The organism is Peribacillus sp. CSMR9, assembly GCF_033141925.1.
In the GTDB taxonomy this organism is placed as follows: domain Bacteria; phylum Bacillota; class Bacilli; order Bacillales; family DSM-1321; genus Peribacillus; species Peribacillus simplex_A.
The window spans coordinates 20,223-31,786 of record NZ_JAOPHO010000052.1; the positions used below are offsets into that span (position 1 = coordinate 20,223).

Here is an 11,564-nt window from a genome sequence, read left to right on the forward strand (position 1 = left end):
TCAAAAAAATCATTGGCGAATGGAGGTTAACCCATGGTTAGCTCGATGGCGATCAATATGGATGATTCACGTTCCTTCCTCACTGAAAAACACTTATTATTTAAACAATCAATTCGTGAATTTCTCCACAAGGAGGCTTCCCCCTTTTATGATCAGTGGGAAAAAGAGGGGGGGATACCCCGCTTGTTTTGGAAAAAGATTGGGGATAACGGATTTTTATGTCCATGGCTTGATGTAGAGTTCGGTGGGGCGGGAGCAGATTTTGGATATTCAGTTGTACTGGCAGAGGAACTGGAAATGGTTGGATCAGCCTTAGGAGGAATATCAATTCACTCTGATATTGTGGCCCCCTATATTGCTTCATTCGGCACAATAGATCAAAAACATAGATATTTACCCAAGTTCATTACTGGAGAAATGATTTCTGCCTTTGCAGTGACAGAGCCAGGGCTGGGTTCTGAATTAGCGAATATTCGAACCACAGCCATCAAGAAAGATGGATATTATATTGTCAATGGAGCGAAATCGTTTATTACAAATGGCTTTAACGCTGACTTCTTGATAGTAGCATGCAAAACTGATCTAGATGCTGTTCCTTCTCATGACGGAATCAGTTTGTTGCTCATTGATAAAGATACACCAGGGTTTTCACGAGGAAGAAAACTTGACAAAGAAGGCCAGGAAAGTTCAGAAACAGCAGAACTATTTTTCGATGATGCCTCTGTTCCTATTGGGAACCTTCTTGGGGAGGAAGGTAAAGGCCTTTCATATTTAATTCAAAAACTGCAGCAGGAAAGGCTTATGTGTGCGATTGGGTCTTTAATGGCAGCTAAAGACATGCTCGACTTAACCGTGAATTTTATTAAAGAACGAAAAGCATTTGGTAAGAAAATTAGTAAATTTAAAAATGCACAGTTTACCATCGTTGAAATAGCGACCGATATTCAGTTGGGAAGAACGTTTGTTGATGGTTTGATCTGTAAACATATGAAAGGGGAGAAGATCATAACGGAAGTATCGATGGCTAAATATTGGATCACTGAGATGTCTAAGCGAATATCTGAAAAGTGCATGCAGTTACATGATGGATACGGAAATATGGGTGACTATAAAATTGCCCGGCGTCATCGGGAAATTCCTGTGACAACATTCTATACAGGGTCAGATGAAATCCTGAAAATCCTCATTGCTAAAAATATTGGGTTATAATTCATTTTTAATAACTTAAATCTATTAACTACCTTAAAATGAGGTAGTTTTTTTATTCCATTTATTCAATATAATTAAAATGAACTAGTTTTTTTTGTTAAAATGGTTTATGTAGTTTTTTTCTGGGTATAAGAGACTGTGCATATAAAAAGTAACATATTTGTAAAAATTGTAATTGTATGCGAATGATGGAGGTGCTTGTTGTGTTAAAAATTGAAAATGTATCGAAAATCTATAAGGGAGGAAAGAAAGCTGTAAAGAATATATCATTGGATATTAAAAAAGGAGAGTTCATTTGCTTCATTGGTCCGAGTGGATGTGGCAAAACAACGACAATGAAAATGATTAACCGTCTAATCGAACCAACTGAAGGAAAGATACTTATTAATGGGGAAAATATAATGGATAAAGATCCAGTTGAGTTAAGAAGACAGATCGGGTACGTTATCCAGCAAATCGGACTTTTCCCACACATGACGATTCTTGAAAATATCACCCTCGTTCCAAAACTTCTTAAGTGGAATGACCAGAAGAAAAAAGAACGTGCACTGGAATTGCTTCAGCTTGTCGATATGGGACCCGAGTATTTAGAAAGGTATCCATACGAATTGAGCGGTGGGCAGCAACAAAGGATTGGCGTTCTGAGAGCTCTTGCTTCAAATCCCCCACTCATTTTAATGGATGAACCTTTTGGAGCACTAGATCCAATCACCCGCGATGCCCTTCAGGAGGAATTTAAAAATCTGCAGCGCACACTTGATAAAACAATCGTTTTTGTTACCCATGATATGGATGAAGCCATTAAGCTAGCCGACAGGATCGTCATCTTAAAAGCTGGTGAAGTCGTCCAAGTGGGAACACCGGATGAAATCCTCCGATACCCAGCCAATGAGTTCGTGGAAGAATTCATAGGTAAAGATCGATTGCTTCAAACAAGACCTAATGTTGAATTGGTAGAACAAATCATGAGCCGTAATCCCATATCCATTACTGAGGAAAAATCCCTTACGGATGCTATTACGATAATGCGCGAGAAAAGGGTCGATTCTTTACTTGTGGTCGATGAGCAAAATGTTTTGAAAGGGTTCGTAGATGTTGAAACGATCAGTGAATACCGAAAAAAAGCAAAATTTATCAGCGAAGTCATCAATACTGAAGTCTATTCAGTAAAGCAGGATTCATTAATTCGTGATTCCGTTCAGAAGATATTAAAACGGGGATTCAAATATGTGCCTGTTGTTGACCAGAATAAACATTTGGTCGGAATTGTCACTAGGGCAACATTGGTAGACATCGTATACGACAGTATATGGGGAGAGGTAGAAAATCAAGTGGCAGAAATGTTCTAGGAGGTGTATTAGATGGAAACATTGCTCGATTTTTTACAAACGAACTGGCAAGAATTTATTTATAAGGCATGGGAGCACTTATATATATCCATGATCGCTGTTTTACTTGGAATAATAGTCGCCGTACCACTAGGCATTATGTTGACCCGAATGAAAAGGAGCGCATCCATTATAATCGGAATTGCAAACATTATGCAGACATTGCCGAGCCTGGCAGTCCTAGCCTTTTTCATTCCTTTCCTCGGAGTAGGGAAAACACCCGCAATTATTGCGTTATTTTTCTATTCTGTTTTACCTATACTCAGGAATACTTACACAGGTATTAAAGGCGTAAATGATAATCTGCTGGAATCCGGTCGCGGTATCGGGATGACAAGCTGGGAGAGGATTCGTCTGGTTGAATTCCCGCTTGCACTTTCCGTCATTATGGCTGGTATCCGTACGGCTTCCGTCTATTTAATTGGTTGGGCAACCTTGGCTTCCTTTATTGGAGGAGGAGGTCTTGGAGATTACATTTTTATCGGATTGAATTTATACCAAACAGAATATATCGTCGCAGGTGCAGTTCCTGTAATTATCATGGCTATCCTGGTGGATTATGTATTCTCGATCATTGAACGAAAAGTCGTACCAAAAGGATTAAAAGGTATGAAGGAAGTTGCATGAGGAGGAATAGCATGTATAAAAAAATGAGAAGTTCAATTTTCATAGCCTTTTTAGTTTGTTCATTATTCATCAGTGGCTGTTCTTTACCTGGATTGGGGTCATCTTCTGAAACTACAGTAAAGATCGGTGCCCAAAGTATGACCGAATCCGAAATTCTGGCGAACATGATCGCTCAACTCCTAGAGCGGAATACGGATCTTGATACGAAAATCATCAAAAACTTAGGTTCGAATTTCGTTCAGCAAAAAGCGATGGAGAGCGGTGATATAGATATAGCCGCAACTCGATATACAGGGACGGATTTAACGAGTGTCCTGGGACAGGAAATTGAAAAGGACCCAGTAAAGGCAATGGAAGTTGTTCAAAGGGAATTCAAAGAACAATATGGTTTCAAATTTTTTGATTCATACGGTTTCGATAACACCTATGCCTTTACGATTTCAAATGAATTGGCAGAGGAAAAAGGTTATAAGAAAATATCGGATTTGGAAAAGGATGCAGATAATTTAAGGTTAGGTGTCGATAGTGCTTGGCTGAAAAGAAAAGGGGATGGCTATAAAGGGTTCGTAAATACATATGGATTGGAATTCGGGGAAACTTATCCGATGCAGATTGGCCTGGTATACGATGCAGTCAAAAATGGTCAGATGGATATTGTACTTGCATACTCTTCCGATGGGCGGATTAAGGTTAATGATTTGATGCTTTTAGAAGATGATAAACAATATTTCCCTCCATATGATTGTTCACCGGTCGTTACCGAAGAATTATTGGAACGTTACCCTGAAATTGAAGATGAACTTAACAAGTTAATTGGCGAAATCAATACTGAAACCATGCAGGAACTGAACTATGAAGTTGATGGGAACTTGAAAGAGCCATCGGTCGTAGCTTCGGAATTCCTTAAAGCACATAAATATTTTGAATAAATGGGAGGTGCAAACTAATGGAAACCTTACAACAGCTGGGAACGTATTATTCTCAAAATTGGATGTATGTACTTACTGAGTTTTATCGCCACTTTTTAATGTCCGCTTATGGAGTTTTATTTGCTGCAATCGCAGCCATCCCGATGGGGATTTTCATCGCGAAACATAAGAAATTGAGTAAATGGGTATTTTCCATAACTAATGTTATTCAAACCACACCAGCCTTGGCCATGCTTGCTCTTCTTATGCTAGTGATGGGGTTAGGAACAAATACAGTTATCTTATCATTGTTTTTATACTCCTTACTGCCAATCCTTAGGAACACTTATGTCGGAATTACAAGTATAGATCATGCTTATTTAGAATCTGGCAAGGCAATGGGGATGACGAAACTCCAGTTACTAAGAATGGTCGAACTGCCATTATCCCTCTCTGTCATCATGGCTGGATTACGCACAGCTCTTGTGGTTGCAATTGGAGTCACTGCTGTAGGGACATTCGTAGGGGCAGGAGGGCTGGGGGATATCATTGTCAGGGGAACGAATGCATCTAATGGAACGGCCATTATACTTGCAGGAGCAATCCCAACGGCATTGATGGCCATTCTGTCAGACCTCTTACTAGGATGGTTGGAACGGTTGCTTTCTCCGATAAAAAAGAAAAAAATTCATTCTGCCTAAAACAAACCAGGACATTGAAAGAGCCATTGCATGTTATTGCAATGGCTCATATTCTTAGCTTTTTGGCCAGAAAAATAACCATTGCCGATTAAAAGGTTACAAGCAGGGACTGACCGGCTTAGTTTTTTATTTCAGAAAAAGGGTAACTATAAGGATAGTTGTAAAAAAATATAAGGGGAATCAATCATGAAACTTACACCAGAGCAGCGTATTGAACTTCACGGCTTTAATAATCTTACGAAATCTCTAAGTTTTAATATGTATGATATTTGCTACACAAAAACCAGGGAAGAGAGAGAGGCCTACCTGGATTATATCGATGAACAATATAATGCAGAAAGGCTTTCGAAGATCTTGCACAACGTTTCTGATTTAATAGGTGCACACGTTTTAAATACGGCCAAGCAGGATTATGTCCCTCAAGGCGCCAGTGTAACCATTCTTGTTTCAGAAGGTCCTGTCGTCGAAGTGCCTACTGGAACTTATGAGGAATCACCAGGGCCTTTACCTGATAATGTGGTCATGCAACTGGATAAGAGCCATATTACAGTTCATACATACCCTGAATTCCATCCAAATGAAGGCATTAGCACATTCAGGGCCGACATCGATGTCTCTACTTGTGGAGAAATATCACCGCTTAAAGCCCTTAATTATTTGATCCATTCCTTCGATACCGATATTATCACGATTGATTACCGTGTAAGAGGGTTTACGAGAGATAAAAATGGGCGAAAATTGTTCATTGATCACGATATTAATTCCATTCAAAACTATATTCCTGATGAAGTAAAGGGCTTATATGACATGATTGATGTGAATGTATACCAGGAAAATATATTCCATACAAAATGTAAGCTGAAAAGATTCGATATTAATAATTACTTATTCGGTTATACAGAGGAAAAGCTGAAAACAGAAGAAAGGCAGGTAATAATAGAAAGGCTTCAAACGGAGATGGACGAAATTTTTTATGGTGCTAATGTCCCGCATCCAACAGAAAAGAACAAGCATGCCGATTAAGGGATGCTTGTTTAAGTGAAATATTAATTTAACTGGAAAACATGAACCAATACATAACCGAGACACGTTAATAAAATTGAGCCAATCAATCCAGCAATAAAAGGTTTGCCGCCATATTTTTTAAAAGTGACAAGGTCAATATTCAATCCTAGTCCTGCCATGGACATAGCCATGAGGATATAGGAAAGCATAACAAGTTTTTCGGCTATAAGTTCAGGAACTGCCCCTGTAGAGTAGAGGGCACTCATTAATAGAAATCCAAAAATAAACCAAGGTATCTGAATGGACTTCCAGGAAAATCTCTTTCCCTTATCTGTTGATCGCTCTTTCCAACTCATGATGAATCCAATTAAAAGGGCTACGGGAATGAGCAGGGCCACCCTAGTCAATTTGACCATGACTGCCAAGTCAACTGCCTCATTTCCCCCTGGTGCTGCAGCAGCGATGACGTGAGCAATTTCATGTAGTGTCGCACCCGAAAATATACCGTAACCTGGATCGGATAACCCCAAAAAGGGATAAAGGATCGTGTAACCGAAAGTGAAGGTTGTACCTAAAACAGCAACCGTCGCTACAGCTATTGCTGTATCTTTTTCTTTTGCTTTAATTTGGGTGGAAATTGCGAGGACTGCAGCAGCTCCACAAATTGCTGTACCACAAGCTGTCAGTAAGCCTAGCTTTTTTTCCACTTTAAATAGACGGGTAAATCCATAAACTACCAATATAGCAAATATTAGACTAATGGCTCCAACAGCAAACGTTTTCGGGCCGGCGTTAAAAATATCCTTCAGGTTCAAGCGCATCCCCAATAAGATAATGCCCATTCTCAAAAGGACTTTACTCGAATAATTTGTCCCAGCGACGGCGTAAGCGGGTACGCCGATAATCGATTTCCAAACAACACCAATCAGTATCGCAATGACTAGCTGTCCCAATATATGAAGGAATGGAAGCTCTGCTAAGTATTTAGCTGCAATAGCAATTAGCAAAGTTAAAGCTATTCCTTTTGTAAATCCAAGTTTTCTAGTTTCAACCTCTGTTCGTTCCAGTGTGATCACTCCATCTATGTTGATGCCTTTACTTTAAAGCTTAATTAAGAATAAGTGAAATATATTTTTGCTATTTCAATGATTACTTCTACTTATGATAAAATAAAATGCATAGGTAAATAAGGAGGTAACGATGGATCCTTTAAAAGTATTCGTAACCGTGATAGAACAGAAAAACTTTTCTAAAGCTGGGGATATTCTGAACCTGTCCCAGCCAGGAGTAAGTCTCCATATTAAGAATCTGGAAAATGAGTTAGGAACGAAATTAATTTATCGTTCTCCCAAACAAGTTCAAATAACAGAGCCGGGAAAAATTTTATATAGACATGCAAAGCAAATGCTTGATCATTATGAGACAGCAATAAGAGAAATAAATGAATTTAATAACGTGGTTAGCGGAACGATGAAAATAGGTGCAAGCTTCACGATAGGGGAATACTACCTTCCAAAAGTTTTAGCAGAATTTGCGGCTCAATATCCGATGGTGGACATACAAATCATCATCTCAAATTCTAATGAAGTCATACAAGGAATACGTTCGAATAAGCTTGATATAGGCTTGATAGAAGGGGAAACGGATTATAAAGATATTGATGTCAGACCCTTCATGAATGACGAGATGATTGTCGTCGTCCCCCCGGTTCATCCACTTTCACAGACGGATATCATCGAGGGCACATTGCTCCAAAACCAAACATGGGTACTTAGGGAGCAAGGATCGGGGACCCGTACATATTCGGATAAACTTCTGAGCAGTCTGGAACTAAACATAAAGAAAACCTTTATTTTCACCAGTATCCAAGGAGTGAAAGAAGCGGTGATGGCCGGACTTGGCATTGCCTTGTTATCCCGTTTGACTGTACAAAAAGAATTGAAATCCAATGAATTGAAAACCTTTCATTTGAAAAATGAACCCATTATAAGACCTTTTTCAATCGTGAAAAAGTTAGACTTTGAAGCATCAAAAGCCATGGATCTATTTTTAAGGAAGGTAGAAGACTTTGCGATAAAGGGTCATCCTAAATAAAACCTTACACTTTAAGCCCATCCTTTACATTTCATGAATGAAGAGGATGGGTTTTTATTGAATGACGAATTTTTTTTAATTTTAATGAAAACGTCGAAAATATTATGGTATATGTCAATCAATAAACAATTTTTACGTATTTTAACATAATTACCAACATATAAATTAAATAGGTAGTCTCCAGGAACTTTTCAGTCCCTGTAGGACTTTTCCGCATTTATTAATCTTAAAAGGAGCAACCACATTGGCTATAGAGCAGAAAGATAAGCGGATTTCTGTTTTCGACAGAATTATAGGGTTCATGCCAAAATTATATGTGATTGGAACTATTTTAATTTTTGTATATACGCTTGTTGCGATGTCTCATTTAGGTATCCAAACTTGGAATAAGCCAGAGGAAGCTATTGATCCGGTAATTACACAGAATCCCCCTATTTCTGAGGGCTTTGAACATACATTGATTACATTAATCATCGAGCCGATCGTAACTTCAGAATTTTATCAAATTATCTTTAACACGTTATTCCTTTACCTTGTATGGATACTGCTTTTCCTATTAGCACCGATTGCTTTTTACCGTTTAAAGCACTTTAAGTTTTTTAATATAGAAATTGAAATTGAAAAACAAGATGCAGCCGTTTATGAGGTGTTCAGCGTGAGCAGTTCGAAAATGAAATTTGCTGCGTATTTAACATCAGAGGAATATCAATTGGAAATATCAGAGGAAATTGCCAACAGCAAGGACTTTAAAACCCCCTTAATCTATACATTGGACAGTGCCATGGACTTTTATTCCAATCAATTAGGACTTTCCTTTACCTATGATATCTATACCTTGAACCAGTTCAAGAAAGCGAAGCTGCCTAAATCCATCAAAGCGATGCTTGATAAGTCTATCCAAACCGGTGATCCGTGCATAACGAATAAAAGCAATAGTGATAGTGAATTTTACAAAAATTTTCTTCTCCATTATTTTGAAAACATGGACGGGAAATTTGTCACTGTCTTAAATAGCTACCAAACTGAATTCGATACATTTGATAAATCACTGCTTAAGATCCTGCAAAATGTCATATATGATTACTATTTACAGTATAACTATATTTATGGTGTGAGCGAGAAAATGGAAAAAAATGAAGAGCTTTCTGATAATAAATAAAAAAACCACCCTACAAGTGGTTATTTTTTTTGGAAAGGTGATTGTTAATAATATTTTGTACAATTACATTATTTCCAATGAGCTCTGACGATTTATTTACGTGTTGTTCCCGAAAATCCATGTTCTTTATTTTCTTAGACTTTTTCCCTTTTTTAAAATTATTGAAGGCATTTAAAAAAGCTATCTGAATCACTCCCCTTATAGATTAGTATATTCATATGACGGATAAAATTTCATGAAATAGCTCTATTCACAGAAAAATATTTTGCGGTTTTAATTGTTGGAAATTACCTAAACAAAGCAATTATAGACATTCTAGAAGAATTGATTTTAATTAGAACGAGGAAATTATAAGCACTAATTATTGATTACTACGGCTTTTTTATAAAATATAAAGAAATTTCATTAAAAATATTGTATAGTTAGAATGCTGGGATTCGAACAAACATTCGTTTCTTGGTAACAGAGATTACTTCTTAGTAGGACAGGAGAGAGACAGTGAACGGTACAGCACACATGGCATTAGGGGCAACAGTTGGATTCTTAACGGCAAACACACTTCAAACAGATCCAACGACCACTTTATTCTTGGTTGGCATTGGGGGGATTTCAGGCCTTATGCCCGATATGGATATTGATGGGAAGTTAAGTAATAGGATTACTTTTTCACATAAGTTTATCCGAACGATAGCACAAACGATTGGTATTTTAATGATCATTTATAGTCTTTTGGAAGGCACTGATAAGGAAAAGTGGATCGGTGTAGGAGCAGGAATCGGGATCATCATCATTTCATCATTCATTAGACAAAGGCATATGCTGACCTTGACTGGATTAGCGGTTTTAGGCGGCGGTATATCTTTGCAGGAAAGCTGGTTGTGGCTGTTAGGCGCCTATATAATCCTGGCATCCTTTACACCACATAGAAGTTATACCCATTCGATTGCCGGTATCGCTTTCTTTGGCATCATTGCTTTTCAATTCGAAGCCTTTATGGGGATTGACGGAATTTTGACTACTTGTTTATTCGGATACATAAGTCATTTAATTGCAGATTTGAAATGTTTACCTTTTAACAAACGTGGGGTAAAGTTATTTCTACCATTTTTCTCAAAAGAATTTTGACAGTGGTTTTCTTACCGCTGTTTTTCCATGAGGAATAGTAAGTTTTAAAATAGGTGCTTTCAAAAGGCGGATGTTGGAAGCTTGATTCGACTTATTCTTATGTTTTATATGGTCATTCTTCCTATATCTACTAAATGTAACATATTTGTAAAGATCCTGTGATGCGAGTGATATACCTATTCTAGTATATTAGGTTTAGCAAATCACATCAGGGGGTAAAAAAATTTGTTTAAGAAAATTGTCGTCGGATTGTCATTGGCTATCATGCTTGTAACCGCATCCTTTGCTGGGGACCAAGTGGAAGCTGCTTCATATCATACAAAAGCGATTAAAGTGGCTAAAAGTGAATTAGGTACAAAATATAAAATGGGTGGCATTTCTTCTTCAGGTTTTGATTGCTCCGGTTTAGTGAAGTATTCATATCAAAAGGCTGGTAAGAATTTACCAAGAACCGCCGCTGACATATATAAAAAAGGAAAGAAAGTCAAAAGCCTGCAAAAAGGTGACTTAATGTTTTTTGCACCAAATAAAGCGAAAAAACCTACACATGTGGCTATTTACATAGGAAACAATGAATTCATACACTCTGCATCATCTAAAGGAGTGTCATATGCTAAAACCAATAATAGTTATTGGAAGCCAAAGTATATTGGTGCGAAACGTATATAATAGAAGAAAATCAACCTTAATATAAAAAACTCTTTCAGTTTGTAGTCAAAAAGGTTTCGGAATGGTATCATTCCGAAACCTTTTTGATTTTTTATTGGAATTGAAGCAGTTATAAGGAAAGCATGGCATGGGTTGGACAACGAGGGGACTTATAAGAAAGTATCTTTATGACCTCAAGTTTTAATACTACTATTTTTAAAAACAAAAAAGACTGTAGGAAAAAGAGTTCTATCTAAAAGTTAAAACAAAGTAGATTAGAACGGGTGTTCGAGATTCCTGCAGGAAAAACACGTCTAGAGGAGATCCCGCAGGCACAAAGGCACCGAGGGAGGACCGCCTACGGAAATCGAGTGCCTGGTGGCAACGATCAAATTTGTAAAGACCCTAAAAAATTGTAGATAATTTTCATCGAGTTTGTCTACAGTCGGTAAGAGACTTAATGAAGTCTCTTTTTTGTTTTAAAAAATGAGAGTGGCTGAGGCATGAGGACAAGATTATGATTAGTCCTGAAAAAGGGTGAATTGGTGTTTTGTTAATAGTTTAGGCTATGGTTATCCTGAACGAAGTAATCAATCATGACTGAATATACTAAGAGGATACATTGGAGTTAGTATAGTTTCATGGACACATTTTAGTTAAGTCCTTACAATGATTTTTGAGAGGATGTGTCCGTCTTGGA

At 37.6% G+C, this 11,564-nt stretch carries 11 protein-coding genes; 10 read left to right on the forward strand and 1 reads right to left on the reverse strand.

All coding sequences use genetic code 11. From position 1 onward, the window contains the following. Window positions 1–33: 33 nt before the first annotated feature. From N9I19_RS18610 to speD, 6 genes are all read left to right on the forward strand, one after another. The gene (locus N9I19_RS18610) at window positions 34–1,209 is read left to right on the forward strand and encodes an acyl-CoA dehydrogenase family protein (RefSeq protein ID WP_317778648.1); all 1,176 of its coding nucleotides are present in this window, start codon (window positions 34–36) and stop codon (window positions 1,207–1,209) included. A gap of 203 nt (window positions 1,210–1,412) precedes the next feature. Beyond that, window positions 1,413–2,558: a betaine/proline/choline family ABC transporter ATP-binding protein gene (locus tag N9I19_RS18615; protein WP_061463283.1), complete on the forward strand. Its 1,146-nt coding sequence runs from the start codon at window positions 1,413–1,415 to the stop codon at window positions 2,556–2,558. A gap of 12 nt (window positions 2,559–2,570) precedes the next feature. Further along, window positions 2,571–3,224, forward strand: a complete 654-nt coding sequence (locus tag N9I19_RS18620) for an ABC transporter permease (protein ID WP_317778649.1) — start codon at window positions 2,571–2,573, stop codon at window positions 3,222–3,224. Between the two features lie 11 nt (window positions 3,225–3,235). Further along, on the forward strand, window positions 3,236–4,153 hold the full coding sequence (locus tag N9I19_RS18625; protein ID WP_411730535.1) for an osmoprotectant ABC transporter substrate-binding protein: 918 nt from the start codon (window positions 3,236–3,238) through the stop codon (window positions 4,151–4,153). 17 nt (window positions 4,154–4,170) lie between these two features. Next, a complete protein-coding gene (locus tag N9I19_RS18630) occupies window positions 4,171–4,833 on the forward strand; it encodes an ABC transporter permease (RefSeq protein ID WP_289337550.1) in 663 nt (220 codons plus the stop codon). A gap of 186 nt (window positions 4,834–5,019) precedes the next feature. Then, entirely contained in the window at window positions 5,020–5,856 is an 837-nt protein-coding gene (gene speD / locus N9I19_RS18635) for an adenosylmethionine decarboxylase (RefSeq protein WP_317778651.1), read from the forward strand. A 23-nt stretch (window positions 5,857–5,879) separates the two neighbouring features. On the opposite strand, the gene N9I19_RS18640 is transcribed toward speD, so the two are convergent. Further along, the gene (locus N9I19_RS18640) at window positions 5,880–6,905 is read right to left on the reverse strand and encodes a YeiH family protein (protein ID WP_317778655.1); all 1,026 of its coding nucleotides are present in this window, start codon (window positions 6,903–6,905) and stop codon (window positions 5,880–5,882) included. A gap of 133 nt (window positions 6,906–7,038) precedes the next feature. Between N9I19_RS18640 and N9I19_RS18645 the strand changes: the two genes are divergently transcribed. The 4 genes from N9I19_RS18645 (at window position 7,039) to N9I19_RS18660 (ending at window position 10,885) form a co-directional block, all read left to right on the forward strand. Beyond that, window positions 7,039–7,932 carry a selenium metabolism-associated LysR family transcriptional regulator gene (locus N9I19_RS18645; protein WP_089362286.1) on the forward strand — a complete coding sequence of 298 codons (894 nt, stop codon included), beginning with the start codon at window positions 7,039–7,041 and terminating at the stop codon, window positions 7,930–7,932. Between the two features lie 244 nt (window positions 7,933–8,176). Further along, window positions 8,177–9,091 (forward strand): hypothetical protein, encoded by a 915-nt coding sequence (locus tag N9I19_RS18650; RefSeq protein WP_317778652.1) that lies wholly within the window; start codon window positions 8,177–8,179, stop codon window positions 9,089–9,091. Between the two features lie 498 nt (window positions 9,092–9,589). Then, window positions 9,590–10,216: a metal-dependent hydrolase gene (locus tag N9I19_RS18655; protein WP_317778653.1), complete on the forward strand. Its 627-nt coding sequence runs from the start codon at window positions 9,590–9,592 to the stop codon at window positions 10,214–10,216. A 225-nt stretch (window positions 10,217–10,441) separates the two neighbouring features. Next, window positions 10,442–10,885, forward strand: coding sequence for a C40 family peptidase (locus tag N9I19_RS18660; RefSeq protein WP_286140782.1), 444 nt, complete (start codon window positions 10,442–10,444; stop codon window positions 10,883–10,885). Window positions 10,886–11,564: the final 679 nt, after the last annotated feature.

Bases quoted from the DNA above. Each gene is read 5' to 3' on its own strand.
- N9I19_RS18610 (WP_317778648.1), top strand. From the start codon at position 34: ATGGTTAGCTCGATGGCGATCAATATGGATGATTCACGTTCCTTCCTC.
- speD (WP_317778651.1), top strand. From the start codon at position 5,020: ATGAAACTTACACCAGAGCAGCGTATTGAACTTCACGGCTTTAATAAT.
- N9I19_RS18620 (WP_317778649.1), top strand. From the start codon at position 2,571: ATGGAAACATTGCTCGATTTTTTACAAACGAACTGGCAAGAATTTATT.
- N9I19_RS18645 (WP_089362286.1), top strand. From the start codon at position 7,039: ATGGATCCTTTAAAAGTATTCGTAACCGTGATAGAACAGAAAAACTTT.
- N9I19_RS18625 (WP_411730535.1), top strand. From the start codon at position 3,236: ATGTATAAAAAAATGAGAAGTTCAATTTTCATAGCCTTTTTAGTTTGT.
- N9I19_RS18630 (WP_289337550.1), top strand. From the start codon at position 4,171: ATGGAAACCTTACAACAGCTGGGAACGTATTATTCTCAAAATTGGATG.